Source organism: Pseudomonas sp. NPDC087697, assembly GCF_044743155.1.
Classification (GTDB): domain Bacteria; phylum Pseudomonadota; class Gammaproteobacteria; order Pseudomonadales; family Pseudomonadaceae; genus Aquipseudomonas.
The window spans coordinates 1-24,618 of the sequence record NZ_JBIUVW010000029.1; the positions used below are offsets into that span (position 1 = coordinate 1).

General features: G+C 59.1%; 22 protein-coding genes. 14 read left to right on the forward strand and 8 right to left on the reverse strand.

Annotation, left to right across the window (positions count from 1 at the left end; translation table 11 throughout):
- Positions 1–110: 110 nt before the first annotated feature.
- A complete protein-coding gene (locus ACIPIN_RS18860) occupies positions 111–740 on the reverse strand; it encodes a response regulator transcription factor (protein WP_024265168.1) in 630 nt (209 codons plus the stop codon).
- A gap of 33 nt (positions 741–773) precedes the next feature.
- Positions 774–3,167: a PAS domain S-box protein gene (locus tag ACIPIN_RS18865; RefSeq protein WP_401120875.1), complete on the reverse strand. Its 2,394-nt coding sequence runs from the start codon at positions 3,165–3,167 to the stop codon at positions 774–776.
- A gap of 74 nt (positions 3,168–3,241) precedes the next feature.
- Between ACIPIN_RS18865 and ACIPIN_RS18870 the strand changes: the two genes are divergently transcribed.
- Entirely contained in the window at positions 3,242–4,231 is a 990-nt protein-coding gene (locus tag ACIPIN_RS18870; protein ID WP_401120877.1) for an alpha/beta hydrolase family protein, read from the forward strand.
- Between the two features lie 100 nt (positions 4,232–4,331).
- On the opposite strand, the gene ACIPIN_RS18875 is transcribed toward ACIPIN_RS18870, so the two are convergent.
- Genes ACIPIN_RS18875 through ACIPIN_RS18885 form a run of 3 tightly spaced genes read right to left on the reverse strand, consistent with a single transcriptional unit; the run spans position 4,332 to position 6,794 of the window.
- On the reverse strand, positions 4,332–5,099 hold the full coding sequence (locus ACIPIN_RS18875; protein ID WP_401120879.1) for a DnaJ domain-containing protein: 768 nt from the start codon (positions 5,097–5,099) through the stop codon (positions 4,332–4,334).
- Between the two features lies 1 nt (position 5,100).
- Positions 5,101–5,772 carry an N-acetylmuramate alpha-1-phosphate uridylyltransferase MurU gene (gene murU, locus ACIPIN_RS18880; protein ID WP_401120880.1) on the reverse strand — a complete coding sequence of 224 codons (672 nt, stop codon included), beginning with the start codon at positions 5,770–5,772 and terminating at the stop codon, positions 5,101–5,103.
- Positions 5,769–6,794 (reverse strand): aminoglycoside phosphotransferase family protein, encoded by a 1,026-nt coding sequence (locus ACIPIN_RS18885; protein WP_401120882.1) that lies wholly within the window; start codon positions 6,792–6,794, stop codon positions 5,769–5,771. Before ACIPIN_RS18885 ends, murU begins: the two co-directional genes overlap by 4 nt.
- 130 nt (positions 6,795–6,924) lie before the next feature.
- Between ACIPIN_RS18885 and ACIPIN_RS18890 the strand changes: the two genes are divergently transcribed.
- The 11 genes from ACIPIN_RS18890 (at position 6,925) to ACIPIN_RS18940 (ending at position 21,114) form a co-directional block, all read left to right on the forward strand.
- A complete protein-coding gene (locus ACIPIN_RS18890) occupies positions 6,925–9,726 on the forward strand; it encodes an LPS-assembly protein LptD (RefSeq protein ID WP_401120883.1) in 2,802 nt (933 codons plus the stop codon).
- Entirely contained in the window at positions 9,701–11,023 is a 1,323-nt protein-coding gene (gene surA / locus ACIPIN_RS18895) for a peptidylprolyl isomerase SurA (RefSeq protein WP_401120885.1), read from the forward strand. Before ACIPIN_RS18890 ends, surA begins: the two co-directional genes overlap by 26 nt.
- Positions 11,020–12,009: a 4-hydroxythreonine-4-phosphate dehydrogenase PdxA gene (gene pdxA, locus ACIPIN_RS18900; RefSeq protein ID WP_401120887.1), complete on the forward strand. Its 990-nt coding sequence runs from the start codon at positions 11,020–11,022 to the stop codon at positions 12,007–12,009. Before surA ends, pdxA begins: the two co-directional genes overlap by 4 nt.
- Complete coding sequence (gene rsmA / locus ACIPIN_RS18905; protein WP_401120889.1) at positions 12,006–12,824, forward strand: 16S rRNA (adenine(1518)-N(6)/adenine(1519)-N(6))-dimethyltransferase RsmA; 819 nt, start codon at positions 12,006–12,008, stop codon at positions 12,822–12,824. The genes pdxA and rsmA overlap by 4 nt, the downstream gene beginning before the upstream one ends.
- Before the next feature lie 123 nt (positions 12,825–12,947).
- A complete protein-coding gene (gene apaG, locus ACIPIN_RS18910; protein WP_123424095.1) occupies positions 12,948–13,328 on the forward strand; it encodes a Co2+/Mg2+ efflux protein ApaG in 381 nt (126 codons plus the stop codon).
- Positions 13,328–14,209, forward strand: a complete 882-nt coding sequence (locus ACIPIN_RS18915; protein ID WP_401120890.1) for a symmetrical bis(5'-nucleosyl)-tetraphosphatase — start codon at positions 13,328–13,330, stop codon at positions 14,207–14,209. Before apaG ends, ACIPIN_RS18915 begins: the two co-directional genes overlap by 1 nt.
- 33 nt (positions 14,210–14,242) lie before the next feature.
- A complete protein-coding gene (glpE, locus tag ACIPIN_RS18920; protein ID WP_401120892.1) occupies positions 14,243–14,572 on the forward strand; it encodes a thiosulfate sulfurtransferase GlpE in 330 nt (109 codons plus the stop codon).
- 285 nt (positions 14,573–14,857) lie between these two features.
- Positions 14,858–16,780 carry a PrkA family serine protein kinase gene (locus ACIPIN_RS18925; protein ID WP_123424092.1) on the forward strand — a complete coding sequence of 641 codons (1,923 nt, stop codon included), beginning with the start codon at positions 14,858–14,860 and terminating at the stop codon, positions 16,778–16,780.
- Between the two features lie 210 nt (positions 16,781–16,990).
- Positions 16,991–18,262 (forward strand): YeaH/YhbH family protein, encoded by a 1,272-nt coding sequence (locus tag ACIPIN_RS18930; protein WP_054594316.1) that lies wholly within the window; start codon positions 16,991–16,993, stop codon positions 18,260–18,262.
- The gene (locus ACIPIN_RS18935) at positions 18,259–19,821 is read left to right on the forward strand and encodes a SpoVR family protein (RefSeq protein ID WP_401120893.1); all 1,563 of its coding nucleotides are present in this window, start codon (positions 18,259–18,261) and stop codon (positions 19,819–19,821) included. Before ACIPIN_RS18930 ends, ACIPIN_RS18935 begins: the two co-directional genes overlap by 4 nt.
- Before the next feature lie 63 nt (positions 19,822–19,884).
- Positions 19,885–21,114, forward strand: coding sequence for a multifunctional CCA addition/repair protein (locus tag ACIPIN_RS18940; RefSeq protein WP_401120894.1), 1,230 nt, complete (start codon positions 19,885–19,887; stop codon positions 21,112–21,114).
- Positions 21,115–21,222: 108 nt separating this feature from the next.
- Here the strand turns inward: ACIPIN_RS18940 and folK are convergent, their stop codons facing one another.
- Together folK and folB are read right to left on the reverse strand one after the other, a co-directional pair.
- Entirely contained in the window at positions 21,223–21,741 is a 519-nt protein-coding gene (gene folK / locus ACIPIN_RS18945) for a 2-amino-4-hydroxy-6-hydroxymethyldihydropteridine diphosphokinase (protein WP_401120895.1), read from the reverse strand.
- Entirely contained in the window at positions 21,732–22,085 is a 354-nt protein-coding gene (gene folB, locus ACIPIN_RS18950) for a dihydroneopterin aldolase (RefSeq protein WP_123424087.1), read from the reverse strand. Before folB ends, folK begins: the two co-directional genes overlap by 10 nt.
- A 74-nt stretch (positions 22,086–22,159) precedes the next feature.
- On the opposite strand from folB, the gene plsY reads away from it, so the two are divergent.
- Positions 22,160–22,729 carry a glycerol-3-phosphate 1-O-acyltransferase PlsY gene (gene plsY / locus ACIPIN_RS18955; protein WP_401120897.1) on the forward strand — a complete coding sequence of 190 codons (570 nt, stop codon included), beginning with the start codon at positions 22,160–22,162 and terminating at the stop codon, positions 22,727–22,729.
- A gap of 36 nt (positions 22,730–22,765) precedes the next feature.
- On the opposite strand, the gene tsaD is transcribed toward plsY, so the two are convergent.
- Positions 22,766–23,791: a tRNA (adenosine(37)-N6)-threonylcarbamoyltransferase complex transferase subunit TsaD gene (gene tsaD, locus ACIPIN_RS18960; RefSeq protein WP_401120899.1), complete on the reverse strand. Its 1,026-nt coding sequence runs from the start codon at positions 23,789–23,791 to the stop codon at positions 22,766–22,768.
- A gap of 199 nt (positions 23,792–23,990) precedes the next feature.
- Here tsaD and rpsU point away from each other — a divergent pair, with 199 nt between their 5' ends.
- Positions 23,991–24,206, forward strand: coding sequence for a 30S ribosomal protein S21 (gene rpsU, locus ACIPIN_RS18965; protein ID WP_401120900.1), 216 nt, complete (start codon positions 23,991–23,993; stop codon positions 24,204–24,206).
- Positions 24,207–24,618: the final 412 nt, after the last annotated feature.

Consider the following 24,618-nt stretch of genomic DNA (forward strand, 5'->3'; position numbering starts at 1 on the left):
GCTGTTGCACTTCGTTTACGGCGTGCTCAAGTCGGGTCAACCCTTTGACCCGAAACTTGCGCTTGCCCGGTGAGGCTCAAGACGGTATCTACAGTGGATCGAGTACAACGTCAGAGGAGTTTGTGTTCCATTGCGTACTTCACCAGTTCGGCGAGGGAGGTGATGTTGAGTTTTTGCATCAGCCGCGCCTTGTGGGTGCTGATGGTTTTGCTGCTCAACGCCAGTTGCTGTGCGATGTCGTTGACGTTGGCGCCTTGGGCCAGGCGCTCAAACACCGAAAACTCGCGCTCCGAGAGCAACGAATGCAGCGGCCGCGAATCCGTCAGGCCGACTTCGAAGACCATTCGATCCGCCAACTCAGGATCGATGTAACGCCCGCCCGCCGCGACTTTTCGAATTGCCGTCAGCAGCAACGCCGGATCGCTGTCCTTGGTCGCATAACCGGCAGCACCGACCTTCAACGCACGAGCAGCCATTTGCGCTTCATCGTGCATCGACAGCACCAGAATTGCCGGCGGATTGTTCAGTGCGCGAATCCGTGGAATCGCCTCCAGCCCGTTAACCCCGGGCATGGAGATATCCAGCAACACCACCTCGCAGGGAATGTGGCGCAAGGTCTCCAGCAGTTGCTCGCCATTGCTCGCCTCCCCCACCACCAGCAAATCCTTGGCGAGGCCGATCAACTGTTTGATGCCTTCACGGACAATGGTGTGGTCTTCGGCTACCAGTACACGGATCACGCCTTTCTCCTCATTGATGGGTTGAGCGATCTTTTATCGGTCCAGCGGCACACGCACGCTCAGGGTCGTGCCCTCGCCCGGCTCACTGTCCAGCGACAACTGGCCGCCCATGATCAACACCCGTTCGCGCATGCCGACCACGCCAAAGGATGTCGGCCTGCCCGTGGGGGCGACAAAGCCTATGCCATCATCGCTGACCGTCAGGCACAACTCGTCGCCTTCCAGCACCAGTGTCAGTTCAACAGTATGCGCCTGCGCATGCCGCATGACATTGGTCAGCGCTTCCTGAAGAATCCGGAACAGGCCGATGGCCTTGGCATCGCTGAGGGTCGGCAGGTTGTCCGGCACTTGCACCAGACACGGGATCTGCGTGCGCGCTTCGAAACGCCGGGCTTGCCACTCGATGGCCGATGCGATCCCTGCGTCGAGAATCGGCGGGCGCAAAGCCGTGGCCACGTCCCGCACCAGCTGGAACAGTTGGGCGATCAGGCGCTTCATACTGTTGAGACGGTCACTCAAGCCCGGATCGAGCTCGGCGTAGGCCAGTTCGCACATCGAGGTTTCCAGCTTGAGCACCGTCAGCATCTGACCCAACTCATCGTGAACTTCCCGGGCAATCCGGGCTTTTTCCTCTTCCCGCACGCTTTCCAGGTGCGCAGACAGTTCACGCAATTGCTCGCGGGAGCTGGCCAGTTCCAGCTCGATGCGCTTGCTCTCGCTGATGTCCCAGACAATCCCGTCCCAGACGAATGCACCATCGTCGAGCCGACGGGTAATGGCCTTGATCTCGGCCCAGCGCTGCTCGCCCTGGCGGGTGAGAATCCGGCCCTGCCATGACCAGTCGCTGTCGGTGTCCAGTGCATGATTTTGAGTCTGGTGATAACTCGCCTTGTCGTCCGGATGCACCAGACTGCGCAGGCCCATGTCGCGACGGCTCAAGGTTGCCGGTGAATACCCCACCAGGCTCTCGCTGCCCTCGCTGATGTAGGCAAAGTCGATTTGCCCGGTCACCGGCGCACGCTCCAGGCGAAAGACCAGGCCCGGTACGTTGGCAGCGATCCCCTGCAACCGCGCCTCGCTTTCCTGCAAGGCGGCCAGCGCCCGACGGCGTTCGGTGACGTCGTTGAGGTAAACCACCAGGTATTCGCCGTCACGAAAACGCAGAAAACTCAACGACACATCGGCCGGCAGAATGCTGCCATCGGCGCGCACGCAGTTGGTTTCAAAGCTTTGTGGCCCGTCCTCGCTGGCCCGGGCGCGCTTCCACAGGCTCAACCAACGGTCCATGTGCAGACCGGGTTCGAAGTCGATCAGTGGCCGATCAATGACACCGCCCGGCGCATAACCGAGCATGTCCTCGGCCGCACGGTTGGCGTAACGCACATGGCTGTCCCAATTGACCCAGAGAATCCCGACGGTGCTTTGATCAATCGAAAACTGCGTCAGGCGCAATGCTTCTTCACTGGCCTCGCGCAGGGCAATGTCTTCGCGGGCCGCCAGTAAACGCTGCTCAAGCGTCTGTTGCTGACGGCGCTGCCACAGCACGATGGCCATGCTGCTGAGGAACAACACGGCCAACAACAGACAAAGGTTTTGCCAGAAGCCCGGCGACTCGGCCAGACGCGGGTATTTGGGTTGCAGCCAGCGCGTGTGCAACTGCTCAATATCCTTGGCCGGAATGGCGTGCAAAGCGCTTTCGACGATGCCCGCCAACTCCGGCCAGTCGCGGCGAGTCGCCACCCGTAGCAACTGCGGCAGGCCAATGTCCCCTACCACCACCAAGTTTGCGAATTCGGGCTCGGACGACAAACGGCTGAGCTGGGCCTCATCGACAACCGCGTACCGGGCCTGTTGAGTCAGCAGCAATTGCAGGGCCTCACGCTCCATGGGCACGCCCTGCAGGTTGAGATTGCCGTAATTGCTGCGCAGATAATCGGCGACGGCACTGGGCATGCGCACCGCGACCCGCGACTGGCTGTCGAGCTTTTCCAGCTCGACGATACCGGTGCCCTTCTGTTCGCCGACCACCAGCTGCGGTACACGCATGTACGGGTCGGTGAATTGCCACAGGCGCAGGCCGGCGGGTGTTTGGGTCAGACCCGGAGCGATGTCGACTTCACCCTCGCGCAACGCTTCTTCCAGTTGCGCCACATCAGGGAAGTTACGCCACATCAGCTCGATATTCAGCGCACTGGCGAGCCACTGCATCAGTTCGACATTGGCCCCGGACAACCGCTGCAAGCGCCGATCGTACTGTGCGAAAGGTGCTTGCAGCACCACACCAACGCGCAGCTCGTTGTGTTGTGCGAGCCACTGACGCTGCTCGGCGTTCAATAGCGCGTCATGCGCAGGCGACGCCGGTGCCGCCCATGCCATCAAGGGAAGCCAACAACAGCCGATAACCAACAGGCAGCGAAAACGCATCATCCGAAGTCTCACACACTGACAAATACTGACCAACCCATTAGGCTGCCGGGATTACTTCTGGCCTGGAATATCCGATGCCCCCTGTCTACCGCTTGGCACTGCCAACATTGTGCCTGTCGCTGATCCTGCCTTGTGCCTTTTCAGCTCTGGCCGCCGACCCGGCACCCGCCACTGCGCAAAAGTCCGCAGCAGCAAAACCGGTCGAACGCCAGCCTCTGCCAGAGCGTAGCCAGGAAGAAGCCACAGCCCTTGAACGGACGGTCCCCGCGCAAGAGCAACAGCAATTGCAGGCCGGCAGTGACAGTTTTCTCGCGCTCTGGAAACCGGCTAACACCAGCAATCCCAAGGGTGCGGTGATTATTATCCCCGGCGCGGGTGAAACTGCTGACTGGCCTCAAGCAATCAGCCCATTGCGGCAAAAATTGCCCGATGCCGACTGGAGCAGTCTGAGTCTTACCTTGCCTGACCTGCAAAGCAATGCCCCACAAGCGCGCGTCGTCGAAGTCGCACCCACACCGGCCAAAACCGCAACCGGCAGCAAAGACGCCAGCACCGCACCACCCATCGAACAAGTGGCCGGTGGCGAAGGGGACGTCGCCGACCGTGCCATCACCGAGACCAGCGAGGAACAAGCCAAGGCCGACGCCGAGCGCATCTACGCACGGATCGACGCAGCCATTGCTTTCGCCGAACAACAAAGTGCCCGCAGCATCGTCTTGCTCGGTCACGGCACCGGGGCTTATTGGGTTGCGCGCTACCTGAGCGAAAAACAACCCTCGCAAGTCGCGAAATTCGTGATGGTCGCCGCACAGACACCGGTGACCGCGAAACCTGGACTGGCCGAACTGACGACCACGTTGAAGCTGGCCACCTTCGACATCTACTACAAGGACAAAGCACTGGTGCAGAGCGCAGCCCTGGAGCGTTTGCAGGCCAGCAAACGCCTGAAAGCTTCGACCTTCAGCCAGCTTGCACTGAAGACGTTGCCCGGCAACAGCGCTGCCGAACAAGAGCAATTGTTCCGGCGTGTGCGCGGTTGGTTGAATCCGCAGAAAGCGGACTAAGCACAAGCAAAAGATCGCAGCCTGCGGCAGCTCCTACATTGGATTATGCGTACACCTGTAGGAACTGCCGCAGGCTGCGATCTTCTGACCTTCCAAGCCGTTAACGAAAATCCCGCCGCTCGCGAATCAACGTATAGGCGTTGTGCAACTCACTAGTCTTGTCAGTCGCGTCGCGCACCTGGGAAGGAGTCGCCCCGCTGCCGGCGATCTTGTCCGGGTGATGGCGACTGAGCAGACGTCGATACGCACGCTTGATTTGCGACGGTTCACTGGTGGTGGATACGCCAAGTACCCGCAGCGCCTCCTGATAAGCCGCCGCACTGTTAACCAGGGTTCTTTTGTGTGGCTCGTAATCACTGGCCAGGGCCTGCACCTGCTCCGGCGTCCAGCCCAGCCACTTGCCCCACTGCGCAATCAACTCACGCTCGGCGCATCCGGCACGCCCGTCGGCCCAGACCATCCGCCAACAGGCGCGCAAGACACCTTCGGCGGCATGCGGTTGCGCGCTTAACCGGCGCAGGTAACCCCGCAATCGATCATGGCCTGACTTGCCACGATTGAACGCCGCGATTGCGCGCTTTTGCGCCGGCTCGCTCATTTCCAGCGAACGCATTTCCTGACGTGCCTGGTAGATATGACCATCCACCACCCGGCCATCGCTCTTGGCCAGACGCCCCAGCAATACAAACAGTAATTCGTCGTTACGCAACATCGGCCGACCGCCGAGTCGCTCACGTAAATGCCCCAGGCTTTGCAACTGCAAGCGCCGATCCAGCGCCTGCCCCAACAATGCGCCGAGCATGGCCCCCGGAATGCTGGCTATGGCAAAGCCCGCTCCGGCTCCGATCAGAGTCCCTGGCCACAACATGTCAGTAGCTCGCTTCTATCAATTGTTCAACTTCGGCCAGACGTTCGTGAGTGCCGACATCGACCCAGTGACCGTGCAATCGCTCACCACTCACCTGCCCTCGCGCCATGGCGTCGCGCAATAACGGGGCCAGTTTGAAGGCGCCGTCCACGCACGCCGCGAAGAGTTTCGGATGCAGCACGGCAATGCCGCTGTACGTCAGCGTATCGGTTCCCGGCTGGCCGTCCCGCACCAGGCCATCGACCAGACTGAAATCGCCGGTCGGGTGATGGTCCGGGTTGTCGACCAGCACCAGGTGGGCCAGGCCCGCGATCGGTTGACGCAGTGCCATGAAGTCATAATCGGTCCAGATATCCCCGTTGACCACCACAAAGGCCTCATCACCCAAGAGCGGCAATGCGCGGAATATCCCGCCACCCGTTTCCAGCGGCTCACCTTCCGGCGAATACTGAATACTCAGGCCATAGCGCGAACCGTCACCCAGGTACTCTTCGATCTGTTGTCCCAGCCAGGCGTGGTTGATCACCACCTCGGTGAAACCTGCCACTACCAACGCCCGCAGGTGATACTCGATCAGCGGCACCCCGCCAACACGCACCAGCGGCTTGGGGGTGGTCAGCGTCAGGGGGCGCATACGCTCGCCCTTGCCAGCCGCCAGAATCATTGCCTTCATGCAGAAACTCCGACCGACTGGCGCAGACTGGCCAGCAACACATCCAGTTCCACCAACTCAGGACGACGAGCGACCACTGCTTCTATATAAGCAAAGAAGCGCGGCACATCGCCGAGGTAGCGCGGCTTGCCATCGCGATGACAGATGCGGGCGAAAATGCCGATCACTTTCAGGTGACGCTGCACCCCCATCAGGTCGCTGGCACGCAGGAAGTCTTCGAAGTCAGGCTGAACCGGAATCCCGAGAGCGCCTGCTTGCTGCCAGTAGTCCGCCAGCCAACCACGCACACGCTCCTCGGGCCAGCTGAGGAAGGCGTCCTTGAACAGGCAGGTCACGTCATAGGTCACCGGCCCGTATACCGCGTCCTGGAAATCCAGCACGCCGGGGTTCGGCTCGCTGAGCATCAGGTTGCGCGGCATGTAGTCGCGATGCACCAGCACTTTGGGCTGGGCCAGGGCGCTGTCGATCAACCTGTCGCTGACTTGCTGCCAGAGCATTTGCTGCGCCGAATCGAACTCGATGCCCAACTCGCGCTTCACGTACCACTCGGGAAACAGTTCCAGCTCGCGGCGCAAAAGGGCCACGTCATAGCTGGGCAGTGGCGCAACCATCGGCAACTGCTGAAAAGCCAACAACGCTTGCAAGGCATCCCTGAACAAATCGTCAGCATTTTCGCTGTCGATCACGTCCAGATAGGTCTGGTTACCAAGGTCGTTGAGCAAAAGAAAACCGCGTTCAAGGTCTTCTGCGTAGATTTTCGGTACGTTAATTCCGGATTTCGCCAGCAAAAATGCGATATCCACGAAGGGTTTACAGTTTTCCTGGGGCGGGGGAGCGTCCATCACGACGAAGCTGCGGCCGGCGCCTTCCCAACGGAAGTAACGGCGAAAACTCGCGTCACTGCTGGCCGCAGTCAACGTGGCCGGGGGTACGGCCCCCCATCCTTGTGCGGCAAACAGCGTTGCCAATTGCTCATCGAGCCAAACTTTCAGGTGTTGCAAGCGTACATCTTGGTCAGGCATTACAAGGGTCTCCGACGGCGCTAGCCGTCAAGCGGGTCATGCTTTATTATCCAGCATCTTTTTCAGACCATCGAGAGGCGTGCGGCCCACACCGCGGGCAGATGGCACGCAGGAAGCCCGGACTAATAAGATGGCATTGAAATCCCCCGCGTTTCGTAAAAAATTTCCGTTGTTGGTGACCGGCAGTTTGCTGGCCCTGCAACCTCTAGCCACTTCGTTCGTGGTCGCCGCGGAACAGTATGACTGCTCAGTCTCTGCTTCGGGTGCCTGGGACTGCGCGCCAAAAGCCAACGCAGCTCAACTGCCACCGCGCCCTGTGCATGATGCCAGCGCGGTCAGTTCGGGCAACGAGTCGGCGGCAGACAGCACTGCAAATGGCGAAACTGCCGACAAGCCGGTGCTGGTCACTGAAGCCAAGGGTCGCGCCCTGAAGTCGCGCAGTGCCGACTACAGCCACCTCGACTGGGTCCCGCGTGAGAAGCTCACCGCAGCCCAATTGGCCGAAACCGGACCTTACTGCTCTGGTTCCTATATCGAACCAATTCGTCCTGGCATGAATGACAAGACGAATAAAAGTGACGCCCCGACCTTTATTGGCGCCAAAGCCTCCCGCTATCAGCAGGAAGAACAGGTGGCGACCCTCGCCGGTGACGTAGTCATGCGTCAGGGCAGCATGCAGGTCGAGGCCGATGAGGCCAGCCTGTATCAAGCCGAAAACCGTGGCGAGCTGAGCGGTAACGTTCGCGTGCGCGACAACGGTGCACTGATCGTCGGCGACCACGCTGACGTGCAACTCGACACGGGTGAAGCCCAGGTCGACAACGCCGAATACGTGATGCACAAATCCCGTGTCCGCGGTAGCGCGCTGTATGCCAAACGCGCCGAGAACGCGATCATCCGCCTCAAGGATGGTACGTACACCACGTGCGAACCGAACAGCAACGCCTGGCAGCTCAAGGGCAACAACATCACCTTGAACCCGGCGACCGGTTTCGGTACCGGGACCAACGTGACACTGCGGGTCAAGGACATTCCGGTGTTCTACACGCCGTACATCTATTTCCCGATCGATGATCGTCGCCAGTCCGGTTTCCTGCCGCCAAGCTTCGGCACCAGCACCAAAACCGGCTTCATGCTGGTCACACCGTACTACTTCAACCTGGCACCGAACTACGACGCCACGTTGTATCCGCGCTACATGAGCAAGCACGGCATGATGATGGAAGGCGAGTTCCGTTACCTGACCAAGTCCAGCGAAGGTCAGTTCGGCGCCTCGTACCTCAATGATGAGTCCAACGATCGCAGCAAGCAGACCGACTCCGAAAAAACCCGCTACATGTACAACTGGCAGCACAAGGGCGGGCTTGATTCGCGGGTATTCACCCAAGTCGACTACACCAAGATCAGCGATCCGTACTACTTCCAGGATCTGGAGACCGGTCAACTGGGTGTGAAAAGCGCCCCCGATTTTGTGAACCAGCAAGGTGCAGTCACCTACCGTGGCGACAGTTTCAATGCACGCCTCAACGTGCAGGCCTTCGAACTTGCATCGGTTTCCAACCTCACGCCGTATGATCGCCTGCCGCAGATCACCCTCAACGGTGTTCTGCCTCAGCAGCCTGGCGGCCTGAACTTTGCGTATGACACCGAGGCTGTAAGGTTTGACCGAAGCCTGCAAACAGGCATCTATTTCGACCAGGACGGCAACCCGGCCTCTCGACTTGACAATAACATTCAAGGCCTGGCGCGTGCCAACGGCGACCGTCTCAACCTGGCACCCAATGTCAGCCTGCCGCTCAACTGGACTTATGGCTTCCTGAAGCCAACGCTCAAGTATCAGTACACCCAGTACGATCTTGATCTCGACAGCACCGGCAAACAGCAAATCGCGGCCCAGAGCGCGCAGCAGGATAGCCTCAGCGGCACCTACAGCCGCAATCAGAGTCGTGCGGTTCCTATCGCGAGTATCGACAGCGGCCTGTACTTCGACCGCAATACCCAATGGTTTGGCAAAAACTACCGCCAGACCCTGGAACCTCGTCTGTACTACCTCTATGTTCCAGAGAAAGACCAGTCTGACATCCCGGTATTCGACACCGCCGAAACCACGTTCAACTATTCCTCGCTGTTCCGCGACAACCGCTTCACCGGTTCCGACCGGGTTGGCGACGAGAACAAACTGTCGCTGGGCGTGACCAACCGCTGGATCGAAGAAAACGGCTTCGAACGTCAACGCTTCAGCGTTGGCCAGGCCATGTACTTCAAGGACCGCGAAGTCCAGTTGCCGGGTATCGATCCAAAAACCCGCGCCGATGCACACTCCAACGTTTCGCCGTATGCACTGGAATACGAATACCGCTGGAATCGCGATTGGCGTACCACGGCCGACTACAACTGGGACCCGGACAGCCGCAAACCTCGCTCGGGCAGCGCGATGTTCCACTACCAGCCTGAAGACAACCCGAACAAGGTCATCAATGCCGGTTATCGCTATCGCAATGACCAGATTCGTTACGATCAGAACACCGGTAAGTGGACAGTGGGTGGTGGTGACTACGGCACCCCAGGCCAACCTGGCTACGTGAAGGATTACTACAAGATCAAACAGCACGACTTCTCGGTCATCTGGCCAGTCGTGCCACAGTGGAATGCCATCAGCCGCTGGCAGTACGACTACAACCGCAACCGTACCCTGGAAGCCTTTGGTGGTTTCGAGTACGACAACTGCTGCTGGAAACTGCGCCTGATCAACCGTTACTGGGTTTCGTATGACGAGTTCAGTCAAGCAGCCCCGCAAAACGAAAAAGGCGACCATGGCGTCTTCCTCCAAATTGTTCTGAAAGGTCTCGGTGGCGTTACTGGCGCCAAGGTAGAGAGCTTCCTCGACAAAGGCATTCAAGGTTATCGTGAACGTGAAGACCAAGCTTTCTGATTGTCTGCGCCCGCTGATGCTGGGCGCGCTGTTCCTGGGTACCGCGGCTAACGCCGCGGTTCAGTCCATCGACAAAGTGGTGGCCATCGTCGACAACGACGTGGTCATGCAGAGCCAGTTGGACCAGCGGGTTCATGAAGTTCAGCAAACCATCGCCAAACGCGGCGGCGGCACACCGCCTGCCGGCGTACTGGACCAACAGGTGCTAGAACGCCTGATCGTCGAAAACCTGCAGCTGCAGATCGGCGAGCGCTCCGGCATTCGCATTACCGATGAAGAGCTGAATCAGGCGATCGGCACCATTGCCCAGCGCAACAACATGACCGTGGACCAGTTCCGTGCCGCCCTGACTCGCGACGGTCTGTCTTATGACGACGCCCGCGATCAGGTTCGTCGCGAGATGATCATCAGCCGTGTTCGTCAGCGTCGTGTGGCCGAGCGGATTCAGGTGTCCGAGCAGGAAGTGAAAAACTTCCTCGCTTCGGACCTCGGCAAGATGCAACTCTCCGAAGAGCTGCACCTGGCCAACATCCTGATCGGGACGCCGGAAAGCGCCAACGCTGAAGCAATTCAAAACGCAGCGCGCCAAGCCTCCGAGATTTATCAGCAACTCAAGCAGGGTGCTGACTTCTCTCAACTGGCCATCGCAAAATCTGCCAGCGATAACGCACTGGAAGGCGGCGACATGGGCTGGCGTAAAGCCGCTCAACTGCCACCACCGTTCGACCGAGAGCTGAGCGCCATGTCAGTGGGTGAGATCACTCAACCGGCACGCACACCAGGCGGTTTCATCATCCTGAAAGTACTGGAGAAGCGCGGCGGTGGTACTCAGATGCGCGATGAAGTGCATGTGCGTCACATCCTGGTCAAACCGAGCCCGATCCGCGACGAAGAAAAAACCAAGGCTCTGGTTCAATCGCTCTACACCCGTATCGAAGCAGGCGAAGACTTCGCTGAGCTGGCGAAAAGCTACTCGGAAGACCCGGGTTCTGCCCTCAACGGCGGCGACCTGAACTGGATCGACCCGAACGCCCTGGTGCCGGAATTCCGCGAAGTGATGGCCAAGACCCAACAAGGTCAGCTGTCCAAGCCGTTCAAGACTCAATATGGCTGGCACGTTCTGGAAGTCCTTGGCCGCCGCGCCACCGACAGCACCACCCAGGCCCGTGAACAACAGGCAATGACCGTACTGCGCAACCGCAAATACGACGAAGAGCTGCAATCCTGGTTGCGTCAGATCCGTGACGAAGCCTACGTTGAAATCAAGCTCCCTGGCGTCGACCAGGCGGCGAAGTGAACCCCAAGCGTTTTGCACTGACACCCGGCGAGCCGGCCGGCATAGGTCCAGACCTGTGCCTGCTACTCGCCTCGCAAGCCCAGCCACACCCCCTGATTGCCATTACCAGCCGCGACCTGCTCCTTGAGCGGGCCGCGCAGCTGGGTGTGGTCGTCGACTTGCTGCCGGTAACGCCGGACAACTGGCCGGACGTTCCTGCGCCAGCCAACAGCCTGTATGTCTGGGATACACCGCTCAGTGCGCCGGTTACCGCCGGGCAACTGGACAAGGCCAATGCCGCCTTCGTCCTGGAAACCCTGACCCGCGCTGGCCTTGGCTGCCTGGACGGGCACTTTGCAGGGATGATTACCGCCCCTGTGCACAAAGGCGTGATCAATGAGTCGGGCATTGCCTTCTCCGGTCACACCGAGTTTCTCGCAGACCTGACCCACACCCCGCAAGTGGTGATGATGCTCGCCACACACGGCTTGCGAGTCGCTCTGGTTACCACGCACCTGCCCCTGCGGGAGATTGCCGATGCAATCACCCCTGAGCGCCTGGAGCGGGTCACGCGGATTCTGCATACCGACCTGCAACAAAAATTCGGCATCGCCCAGCCACGCATCCTCGTCTGCGGACTCAACCCGCATGCCGGCGAAGGCGGACACCTGGGCCACGAAGAAATCGACATCATTGAACCAACCCTGGAGCGTCTGCGCGCTGAAGGCATGGACCTGCGTGGTCCCCTGCCCGCCGACACTCTGTTTACCCCCAAATATCTGGAGCACTGCGACGCGGTGCTGGCGATGTACCACGACCAGGGCCTGCCTGTGCTGAAATACAAAGGCTTCGGCGCGGCAGTCAACGTGACCCTCGGCTTGCCGATCATCCGCACCTCAGTCGACCACGGCACTGCCCTGGACCTGGCTGGCAGCGGAAAAATCGACACCGGCAGCCTGCAAGTCGCCCTGGAAACCGCCTACCAGATGGCCGAGACCCGTTTATGACCGAGCATTACCAACACCGGGCGCGCAAGCGTTTCGGCCAGAATTTCCTGCACGACGCCGGCGTTATCGACCGTATCCTGCGCTCCATTCACGCCAAGCCCGAAGACCGTCTGCTGGAAATTGGCCCGGGTCAGGGCGCGCTCACCGAAGGCCTGCTCAACAGCGGTGCCCAACTGGACGTGGTTGAACTGGACAAGGACCTGATCCCGATCCTCAACCAGCAATTCGCCGGCAAAAGCAATTTCAACCTGCACCAGGGCGATGCGCTGAAGTTCGACTTCAACAGCCTGAATGCCGCGCCAAACAGCCTGCGCGTTGTCGGCAACCTGCCGTACAACATCTCCACGCCGCTGATCTTCCACCTGCTGAACAACGCAGGCATCATCCGCGACATGCACTTCATGCTGCAAAAGGAAGTGGTCGAGCGTCTGGCGGCAGGTCCTGGTGGTGGTGATTGGGGCCGTCTGTCGATCATGGTTCAGTACCACTGCCGGGTCGAACACCTGTTCAACGTCGGCCCTGGCGCGTTCAACCCACCGCCGAAAGTCGACTCGGCGATCGTCCGCCTGGTGCCGCACGCCGTGCTGCCGCACCCGGCCAAAGACCATCGTTTGCTGGAGCGCGTCGTTCGCGAAGCCTTCAACCAGCGCCGCAAAACCCTGCGTAACACCCTCAAATTGCTGCTGAGCAATGCCGAAATCGAAGCCGCTGGCGTCGACGGCAGCCTGCGCCCCGAGCAGCTCGACCTTGCCGCCTTTGTACGACTGGCTGACAAGCTCAGCGAACAAGTCGCACAGAAACCTGCCGTCGGCTGACAGGCGTCGAGCGTTATCGGGTAGGACACCAGCGCACATGTCTGGTTTACTACCCGATACTTGGCCTAGACTGACCTCAATCAGTTACGCCCCGCGTCCCGCTTTGCTTTTAAGGCCTCTTGCATGTCCGATCCTCGTTATCAGGTCGACGTCAGCGTCGTCACCCGCTATCTGGCAGAACAATCGCAACCCGAGCAAGACCGCTTTGCCTTCGCCTACACCATTACCGTACAGAACAACGGCCTGCTACCGGCCAAGTTGCTCTCGCGACACTGGGTGATTACCGATGGCGACGGGCATGTCGAAGAGGTTCGCGGCGCAGGCGTGGTTGGCCTGCAACCGCTGATCGGTGTCGGCCAGAGCCACACCTACAGCAGCGGCACCGTGATGACCACCCGCGTTGGCAACATGCAGGGGACTTATCAAATGCTCGCCGAAGACGGTAAACACTTCGACGCCATCATCGCGCCATTTCGCCTGGCGGTGCCCGGAGCCCTGCACTGATGGCGACGTACGCCGTCGGCGACCTGCAAGGCTGCCTCGAACCCCTGCAATGCCTGCTCAAGCGGGTTGCCTTCGACCCTGCAAAGGATCATTTGTGGCTGGTTGGCGACCTGATCAACCGTGGTCCGCAATCGCTGGAAACCCTGCGCTTCCTCTATAGCATCCGCGAATCACTGGTGTGCGTGCTGGGCAACCACGACCTGCACCTGCTGGCCGTCGGCTACAACATCGAGCGCCTGAGGAAAGCCGACACCCTGCGTGAAATCCTCGAAGCACCGGATCGCAAAGAACTGCTTGAGTGGCTGCGCCAGCAAAAGCTCATGCACTACGACGAACAGCGCGACATTGCGCTGGTCCATGCCGGTATACCGCCGCAGTGGTCCCTGCGCAAAGCCTTGAAGTGCGCAGCCGAAGTCGAAGAAGCATTACGTGACGACAACCGCATCGCGCCCTACCTCGATGGCATGTATGGCAACGAGCCGGTGAAGTGGGACGGCGACCTTAAAGGTGTAACCCGCCTGCGGGTGATCACCAACTACTTCACCCGCATGCGTTTCTGCACCAGCGACGGCAGGCTTGATCTCAAGAGCAAGGAAGGCCTCGACACCGCGCAACCGGGCTACGCGCCATGGTTTGCACACCAGGAACGCAAGACCCGCGGCCAGAAAATCATTTTCGGCCACTGGGCGGCGCTCGAAGGTAAATGCAACGAACCTGGCCTCTTCGCCCTCGACACCGGTTGCGTCTGGGGTGGTTCGATGACCTTGATGAACGTCGACACCGGCGAACGCCTGCATTGCGCATGCGATGCCCAGGGCCACACCAGGCCGCACGTCACCCCAATCAACCCAGAACTATTGTCGGCCAGCGCCAAGCGCTAGGCTGCGTTTTCAGCCAGGCCACAGGAGCCCGCCATGAGCGAATTCAAACGCATCCCCCCAGAACAAGCCCAGGCCCTGCGCGAACAAGGCGCCGTGGTGGTCGACGTCCGCGATCCACAGACGTTTGCCTTGAACCACATCAGCGGCTCGAAGCACCTGGATAACCACTCCATCTCCGACTTCATCCGCGCTGCCGACCTCGACGCGCCAACCGTGGTGGTCTGCTATCACGGTAATTCCAGCCAGAGCGCTGCGGCTTACCTGATCAGTCAGGGCTTTTCCGACGTCTACAGCATGGACGGTGGTTTTGAGCTGTGGCGTACGATCTATCCTTCGGAAATCGCGCAAGGCACTTCCGAGTAATTTTTTTCACACGCTCAAGCCCACGCCCACCGTGGGCTGACGAACGGTCAGTCATAACAAATTGCGCATTGCCCCTTTACCTTGCGGATTCCGAACTATCCTTAGCCTCAGGCCATCCAAAACAGGGGAGAGCCGGTACACCGGCGAGCGGATCATCGGGAGTAGCTTTCAGGGTTGATAGCTTTGAAGGTGTTCTGGGGGGTAAAAGGCAGCTGCACTTCAGTTGCTTGCCAGCATCCACTGACTGATCCGACGTCGGCTCCACGTATCGAGCGAGGTGACGTCATGAGTATCTTTAGCCACTTCCAACAACGCTTCGAGTCCACACGCCAGGAAGAGCTCTCCCTGCAGGAGTATCTCGAACTGTGCAAAAAGGACCGCAGCGCTTACGCGTCCTCCGCCGAGCGTCTACTGCTGGCAATCGGCGAACCCGAACTGCTGGACACCTCGACCAACTCGAGACTGTCGCGCATCTTTTCCAACAAGGTGATCCGTCGGTATCCGGCCTTTGAAGACTTCCACGGGATGGAAGAATGCATCGACCAGATCGTCTCCTACTTCCGCCATGCGGCTCAGGGCCTGGAAGAGAAGAAACAGATCCTCTACCTGCTCGGCCCCGTTGGTGGCGGTAAATCGTCCCTGGCCGAGAAGCTCAAACAGCTGATCGAAAAAGTGCCCTTCTACGCCATCAAGGGCTCTCCGGTGTTCGAGTCTCCGCTGGGGCTGTTCAACGCCACGGAAGATGGCGCGATCCTCGAAGAGGACTTTGGCATTCCGCGGCGCTACCTGAACACCATCATGTCACCCTGGGCAACCAAACGTCTGGCCGAATTCGGCGGCGATATCAGCCAGTTCCGGGTGGTCAAACTCTACCCGTCGATTCTCAACCAGATCGCCGTGGCCAAGACCGAACCGGGTGACGAAAACAACCAGGACATCTCGGCGCTGGTGGGCAAGGTCGATATCCGCAAGCTGGAAGAGTTCCCGCAGAACGACGCCGACGCCTACAGCTACTCGGGCGCACTCTGCCGCTCCAACCAGGGGCTGATGGAATTCGTCGAAATGTTCAAGGCACCAATCAAGGTGCTGCACCCATTACTGACCGCCACCCAGGAAGGCAACTACAACAGTACCGAAGGCCTGGGCGCGATTCCGTTCACCGGGATCCTGCTGGCGCACTCCAACGAGTCGGAGTGGCACACCTTCCGCAACAACAAGAACAACGAAGCCTTCATCGACCGGATCTACATCGTCAAAGTGCCGTACTGCCTGCGGGTCAGCGACGAAGTGAAGATCTACGACAAGCTGCTGTTCAACAGCTCCCTGGCCAAGGCCCACTGCGCGCCCGACACGCTGAAGATGCTCGCTCAGTTCACCGTGCTCTCGCGCCTCAAAGAGCCGGAAAACTCGAACATCTACTCGAAAATGCGCGTGTATGACGGCGAGAACCTCAAGGACACCGATCCGAAGGCCAAATCGATCCAGGAATACCGCGACACCGCTGGCGTCGACGAAGGCATGAACGGTCTTTCTACCCGGTTTGCCTTCAAGATCCTGTCGAAAGTCTTCAACTTCGACCCGCACGAGATCGCCGCCAACCCGGTGCATCTGCTGTACGTGCTGGAACAACAGATCGAGCAGGAACAATTCCAGGCGGAAACCCGCGAGCGCTATCTGCGCTTCCTGAAAGAGTACCTGGCGCCGCGTTATATCGAGTTCATCGGTAAGGAGATCCAGACCGCGTACCTGGAGTCTTACAGCGAATACGGGCAAAACATCTTCGACCGCTATGTGCTCTATGCGGACTTCTGGATTCAGGATCAGGAATACCGCGACCCGGAAACCGGCGAGATCCTCAACCGCGTAGCCCTCAACGAAGAGCTGGAGAAAATCGAAAAACCGGCGGGCATCAGCAATCCGAAGGATTTCCGCAACGAAATCGTCAACTTCGTCCTGCGTGCCCGGGCCAACAACAACGGCAAGAATCCAACCTGGCTCAGCTACGAGAAGCTGCGGGTGGTCATCGAGAAAAAAATGTTCTCGAACACCGAGGATCTGCTGCCGGTTATCAGCTTCAACGCCAAGGCCAGCAAAGAGGACCAACAGAAACACAACGACTTCGTTACGAGAATGGTCGAGCGCGGCTACACCGACAAACAGGTACGACTGCTCTCCGAGTGGTACCTGCGGGTCAGGAAATCGCAGTAACTCGCTGCCGGTCAGACCGGTTGTCGTTAGCCCGGAGCCTGTGCCGAGATTTTCTGTTACACAGGTTTCAGGAAGGTGTTTGGAAATCGACAGCGAAGCCCAGGCAACGCGTAGGTGGTACGGGGCGCAAGACCGCGCCCCCCCCCTGCTCCGCGCCCATTACGGCCAGACTTGCTCGCGATTTCCCAAGACAGCTTCTAAGGAGAAGTCATGAGCTATGTGATCGACCGACGTCTCAATGGCAAGAACAAGAGCACGGTAAACCGTCAGCGGTTTCTGCGGCGTTACCGTGACCACATCAAGAAGGCCGTCGAAGAGGCGGTCAGCCGGCGCTCCATTACCGATATGGAACACGGCGAGCAGATCAGCATTCCCGGTCGGGATATCGACGAACCGGTGCTTCACCATGGTCGCGGCGGCAAGCAGACCATCGTGCATCCCGGCAACAAGGAATTCACCAGCGGTGAGCATATCGCTCGTCCGCCGGGAGGTGGCGGCGGCAGAGGTCCTGGCAAGGCCGGCAACTCTGGCGAGGGCATGGACGAGTTTGTCTTCCAGATCACCCAGGAGGAATTTCTCGAGTTCATGTTCGAGGACCTGGAGCTGCCGAACCTGGTCAAACGCAACCTGAGCGGCACCGACACCTTCAAAACCGTGCGCGCCGGTATCAGTAATGAAGGTAACCCTTCGCGGATCAATATCATCCGCACGCTGCGTTCGGCCCATGCGCGGCGCATCGCACTGTCGGGCAGCAGCCGAGAAAAATTGCGGGTAGCCAAAGAGGAACTGGCGCGACTTAAGCAGGAAGAACCAGATAACTTCGGCGATATTCAGGAAATCGAGGCAGAAATCGAGCGCTTGAGTGCGCGCATCAACCGTGTTCCATTTCTCGACACCTTCGACCTCAAGTACAACCTGTTGATCAAGCAGCCTAACCCCAGCTCAAAAGCCGTCATGTTCTGCCTGATGGACGTTTCCGGCTCCATGACTCAGGCCACCAAGGACATCGCCAAACGGTTCTTCATCCTGCTGTACCTGTTCCTCAAGCGTAACTACGAGAAAATCGATGTGGTGTTCATCCGCCACCATACCAGTGCCCGGGAAGTCGACGAGGAAGAATTCTTCTACTCTCGCGAAACCGGCGGCACCATCGTTTCCAGCGCCCTGAAACTGATGCAGGAGATCATGGCCGAGCGTTATCCGAGCAACGACTGGAACATTTACGCCGCCCAGGCTTCCGACGGTGACAACTGGAACGATGACTCACCGATCTGCCGCGACATCCTGATCAACCAGATCATGCCATTCGTGCAGTACTACACTTATGTGGAGATTACCCCGCGCGAACACCAGGCCCTGTGGTACGAATACGAACGTATCAGCGAAGCCTTTTCCGACACGTTTGCCCAGCAACAACTGGTTTCGGCCGGGGATATCTATCCGGTCTTCCGTGAACTCTTCCAGCGCAGGTTAGTGACATGACCGCCAAAGAGCAGAAGCGCCAACCCATATCCACCGGCTCCGAATGGACGTTCGAGCTGATCCAGGCCTACGACCGAGAAATCAGCCGTATTGCGGCCCGCTACGCGCTGGATACCTACCCTAACCAGATCGAGGTGATTACCGCCGAGCAGATGATGGACGCCTACGCCTCTGTCGGCATGCCGCTGGGTTACCACCACTGGTCCTATGGCAAACACTTCCTCAGCACCGAGAAGTCCTACAGCCGCGGCCAGATGGGGCTGGCCTACGAGATCGTGATCAACTCGGACCCGTGCATCGCCTACCTGATGGAAGAAAACACCATCTGCATGCAGGCACTGGTGGTGGCCCATGCCTGCTACGGCCACAACAGCTTTTTCAAAGGCAACTACCTGTTCCGCACCTGGACCGACGCCAGCTCAATCATCGATTACCTGGTGTTCGCCAAGCAGTACATCATGCAATGCGAAGAGCGCCATGGCATCGATGCCGTGGAAGACCTGCTGGATTCCTGCCACGCCCTGATGAACTACGGTGTCGACCGCTACAAACGCCCTTACCCGATTTCCGCGGAAGAAGAGCGGCGCCGGCAAAAGGATCGTGAAGAACATCTGCAAAAGCAGATCAACGACCTGTGGCGCACCATTCCAAAAGGCGCAGACAAGTACAACGAGAAGGACAACGCACGCTTTCCGGCAGAACCGCAGGAAAACATCCTCTACTTCATCGAAAAACACGCCCCGCTGCTGGAGCCATGGCAACGGGAAATCGTGCGGATCGTACGCAAGATCGCGCAGTACTTTTATCCACAGCGTCAGACTCAGGTCATGAACGAGGGCTGGGCGACGTTCTGGCACTACACCCTGATGAACGACCTGTACGACGAGGGTCTGGTGACCGAAGGTTTCATGATGGAGTTCCTGGCGTCCCACACCAGCGTGGTCTTCCAGCCTGGGTTCGATAGCCCTTACTACAACGGCATCAACCCCTACACCTTGGGTTTTTCCATGTACCGCGACATTCGGCGCATGTGCGAAGCGCCCACTGAAGAGGATTACCGCTGGTTCCCGGAAATCGCCGGGACCGACTGGCTGTCGAGCATCAAGTTCGCCATGAGCAGCTTCAAGGACGAAAGTTTCATTCTGCAGTATCTGTCACCCAAAGTGATTCGTGACCTGAAACTCTTCAGCATTCTCGATGACGACCAGAAGGACGACCTGCTGGTGCCAGCCATTCATGACGAGGAAGGTTATCGAACCATTCGTGAAACCCTGGCAGCGCAGTACAACCTGGGTAACCGCGAACCGAACATACAGATCTACAGCATCGACCGCCGTGGCGATCGCTCGCTGACGCTGCGTCATCAGCAACACGACCGCAAACCACTCGGGGACTCCACCGATGAAGTGCTCAAGCACCTGCACCGCCTCTGGGGCTTCGATATTCACCTGGAAACACTGCAAGGCGACCAGGTAATGAAAACCCATCATGTCCCGCCTAAGGGCGAGCATAGCGAGGGCGAATACGGTCGGCTGGACCTGGCTGTCATTCATCTTTGATGCCACCCGGACCTCCGGAAGCTCGACGCAAAGGTTATCCTGTCGAGCTAACGGAGGTTTTTTATGCAGATTTATAAAGTCGGTGGCGCGGTCCGTGATCGCCTGCTTGGCAAGCCTGTTACCGACATCGACTGGGTGGTGGTGGGCGCCAGCACCGAAGAAATGCTCGCCAAGGGCTATCGCCCGGTAGGCGCCGATTTTCCGGTGTTCCTTCACCCCAAAAGCGGCGAGGAATACGCGCTTGCGCGCACCGAACGCAAAAGCGGACGTGGCTACGGCGGCTTCACCTTCCACGCCAGCCCCGAAGTCACTCTGGAAGAGGACCTGATTCGTCGCGACCTGACAATCAATGCCATGGCCGAAGACGACCACGGTCAATTGACCGATCCGTATCACGGCCAGCGCGATCTGGAAGCGCGCCTGCTTCGCCATGTTTCCCCCGCGTTCGCCGAAGATCCTCTCCGCGTCCTGCGCGTTGCTCGTTTCGCCGCGCGCTATGCCGGACTCGGCTTCACGGTAGCCCCGGAGACTCTGGAGCTGATGCGTCAGCTCAGCGAATCAGGCGAGCTTGAGGCGCTGACCGCAGAACGCAGCTGGAAAGAAATATCCCGCGCTCTGATGGAGGATCAGCCACAAGTTTTCATCCAGGTTCTGCGCGACTGCGGTGCCCTGAAAGTCTTGATCCCCGAAATTGACGCACTGTTCGGCGTACCGCAACCCGAAGCCCACCACCCGGAAATCGACAGCGGCGTGCACACCCTGAGCGTTCTCGAACAGGCTGCCCTGCACAAACAACCGCTGACCGTGCGCTGGGCCTGCTTGCTGCACGATCTGGGCAAAGGCCTGACACCCGAGAGCCAATGGCCCAAACACATCGCTCACGAGCACAGAGGCCTGAAGCTGATCAAAGCGGTCAACGAACGCTTCAAAGCCCCGCGCGACTGCCAGGAGCTGGCGTTGCTGGTAGGCGAATACCACACCCATGGTCATCGTGCGCTGGAGCTGAAGCCGTCGACATTGCTGGAGTTACTGCAAAGCTTCGACGTTTACCGACGGCCGCAGCGCTTTGAAGAATTCATCAAGGCCTGCGAAATGGACGCTCGGGGCCGCAAAGGCCTCGAGCAGAGAAGTTATCCACAAGCGGATTATTTGCGAGGCGCGGCGACGGCCGCACGAACCGTGGCGGTTCAGCCGTTGCTGGAGCAGGGATTCAAAGGCCCGGAGTTGGGCGAGGCGCTCAAGCGCGAACGGCTCAAGGCTTTGAAGGCTTACAAAGAGGCAGCGTCCACCTGAAAAGCATCGCGGGCAAGCCTTGCTCCTACGAGACCTATGCCGAGCACGTAAATGGCGTACGACACAATACTGTAGGAGCAAGGCTTGCCCGCGATGGAGCCACCAAAGTCACAGCAAATTCGAAGGGGTCAACTGCTCGCCGCGCCACTCAAACGCAACCGGCGCCAGGACCTGATCGATCTGCGCCTCGCTCCACAGTGTCGCAAAACTTTTACCCACGCCAGGATGCACTCTGTTCGGCGCAATCAGCGACAACGGCCACAACACAAAGGCATTTTTCAGGATTTCCGCTCGCGGCAGGATCAATCCGTCGAAATTTCCCACCAGATCGCCATACAGCAGCACGTCGATATCCAGCGGCAAGCCTTTGCGATCTGGAGCATAACGACCGTTGTCGGCCTCGATAAACTTCAACCGACGGTCCAGCTCCATCAACGGCAGGTCGGTAAACGCCGACACCACAAAATTGAAAAACGGCCCGCTCTTGATCCCGACCGGCTGGCTTTCGAACACCGCCGAGCAGCGCATATCCACCAGAAAACCGGCAAGCGCTTCCAGCCCTGCCTGCAAATGAGCTTCGCGCTCGACATTGCTGCCGAGCCCAAGAAATACCTGAGTTAGCGACATCCGCGCTCGATCTCCACGCCCACGCCCGTTGCAGCCGGGATAGCCCCCGGCTTGGTCAGCTTGAGGCGCAGCCAGGTAATCTTGAATTCGCTCATCAAGACTTCGGCCAGACGCTCGGCAAAGGTTTCAACCAGCTGGTACTGCGCCTGCTCGGCAAACGCTTGAATACGTGCTGTCACGCTGGCGTAGTCGAGCGCCAGGGTCAGGTCATCACCGGCCGCTGCCGGACGATTGTCCCAGGCGAAACTCAGATCAAGACGCAGGCACTGACGGATGCCACGCTCCCAGTCGTAGGCACCGATCACCGTGTCGACTTCCAGGCCCTCGATAAACACTCTGTCCAAGCACTCTTCTCCGCAGCACGACAAGGGCGCAATGCGCCGTTAGAATCAGGGCGTCCTCGCCCGGAATAGTTAGCATGTTTTGGTTACTGGCGATCCTCGCCTACCTGCTTGGCTCTCTGTCCTTTGCCATTTTGCTCAGCCGCCTGACCGGAAGCCCCGATCCGCGAATGAGTGGCTCGGGTAATGCCGGCGCCACCAACATGTTACGCCTGGCCGGCAAAAAACTCGCGGTCCTGACCTTGTTCGGCGACCTCTGCAAAGGCCTGCTACCCGTTTTGATCGCAGGGCTTGCGGGGCTCTCGGTACAGCAACAGGCTTGGGTCGGCGTCTATGCCGTCATCGGTCATCTGTTTCCGCTGTACTTCCGCTTTCGCGGCGGCAAAGGTGTTGCAACGGCCGCCGGCATGCTGCTGGGGCTTTATCCTCCGGCAGCGCTTCTGGCTCTTGGCGCCTGGCTACTGACCTTCTACCTCACCCGCACCAGCTCGCTGGCCGCCCTGATCGCCACGCCCCTGACCTTGCCACTGCTGGCCTGGCAGGAGCCGGGAGCATTGCTGCCCATGAGCGCCCTGACAGCGCTGATCGTCTGGCGCCATCGCGGCAATCTACGCGACCTGTTTGCCGGGCGCGAACGGCATTTTTAAATATTGTTGCCGAGTACGCCCCAAACTCATCGGTCTTTACAACGGCGACAGCTGCTCCATCGGCCAGCGCGCCTGCACACTGATCGCCAGGCTTTCCTGCTGACCGGCCTGTAGCCGCTGACATCCGGCAAAAGCGATCATCGCGCCGTTATCGGTGCAGAACTCCGGACGTGCGTAGTAAACGTCGCCCTTCATGTCGCCGAGCATTTTCTCCAGGGAAATGCGCAAAGCCTTGTTGGCGCTGACGCCGCCAGCGATCACCAGACGCTTGAGACCCGCTTGCTTCAGGGCGCGCTTGCATTTGATGGTCAAAGTCTCCACCACCGCCTGCTGGAAGGCCAGCGAGATGTCGCTGCGGGTTTGTTCGCCGTCGTCCCCGGCGCTGACGCACTGCTGCCATGTGTTCAAGGCAAAGGTTTTCAAGCCGCTGAAACTGAAATCCAGGCCCGGCCGATCACACATCGGACGCGGGAACACGAAACGTCCGGCAACGCCTTGCGCAGCCAGTCGTGCGATTTCCGGACCGCCAGGGTAATTGAGGCCCATCATCTTCGCAGTCTTGTCGAACGCCTCACCGGCAGCGTCATCGAGCGTCTCGCCCAACAACTCGTATTGGCCGATACCGTCGACCCGAACCAGCTGCGTATGACCACCGGACACCAACAAAGCGACGAACGGAAATTCAGGTGGTTGCGGCTCCAGCATCGGCGCCAGCAAGTGGCCTTCCATGTGGTGCACACCCAAGGCAGGAATGCCCCAGGCAAATGCCAGCGCCTGAGCGCAGGAAGCCCCCACCAGCAAGGCACCAACCAGGCCAGGACCCGCGGTGTAGGCGATGGCGTCGATCTCGGTCGGCACGCAGTCAGCTTCGGCCAACACCTGACGAATCAAGGGCAGCATGCGTTTGACGTGGTCACGCGAAGCCAGCTCCGGCACCACGCCACCATAGGCGCGATGCAGGTCGATCTGACTGAACAGCGCGTCGGCCAGCAGGCCTCTTTCACTGTCGTAAAGTGCGACACCGGTTTCGTCGCAGGAGGTTTCTAATCCCAGTACTAGCATGGGTTTGCGCCTTGTTTAGGCTAAATTCGAAGGCGCGCATAATAGTCGCCATGCGATGCCCCGACTAGCGGTTTTCGATCAGAGGCTTTGCATTCCGAGCGATGAGGAGTTAACATCCGCAACCCTTAAAAACCGACGTCTTCAAGTGCACTTTTGCCGCGAGGATGTTGACCCCGGTAATGAATGAAGGTAGCTCTGGATGCCAGCCGTCAAAGTAAAAGAGAACGAACCCTTCGACGTAGCTCTGCGTCGATTCAAGCGCTCCTGCGAAAAAGCCGGTGTACTGGCTGAAGTTCGGAGCCGCGAATTCTACGAGACGCCAACTTCAGAGCGGAAGCGTAAAGCAGCAGCCGCTGTTAAGCGTCACGCCAAGAAAGTTCAGCGCGAACAGCGCCGCGCCGTTCGTCTGTACTAATACACAGTCGTTCGTAGCAAGCTTCTGCCAAGCCCGGCCCTCAGCCGGGCTTATGGCATTTGCGGATATCGCTTGATGCTTCACCGTCAAAGCCGCAGACGCGACCGAGACGAATCTGCTTCACACGTCAGACCTGGCTCTTTTGCCAGCGGTGCACGTCTCTTCTGACGAGCCTTCCAAGGCTACTGACGAGCACACCTTTTACTGATTCCTCTCACGACGATCAGCCCAAGGCACGATTTTGCGTGCCCGCTTATGAGCTATCCGAGGCCTCTCATTGGCCATTGCGGACTCAGCGCAACACTTTCAAACAGTCGAATACCGATGAACACTAACGTCAGCGGATTTTCGGCAGATACACTTCCCGACAGCGAATACGCAGACGATACCTGGTCGAGCCGCACATCTGCCG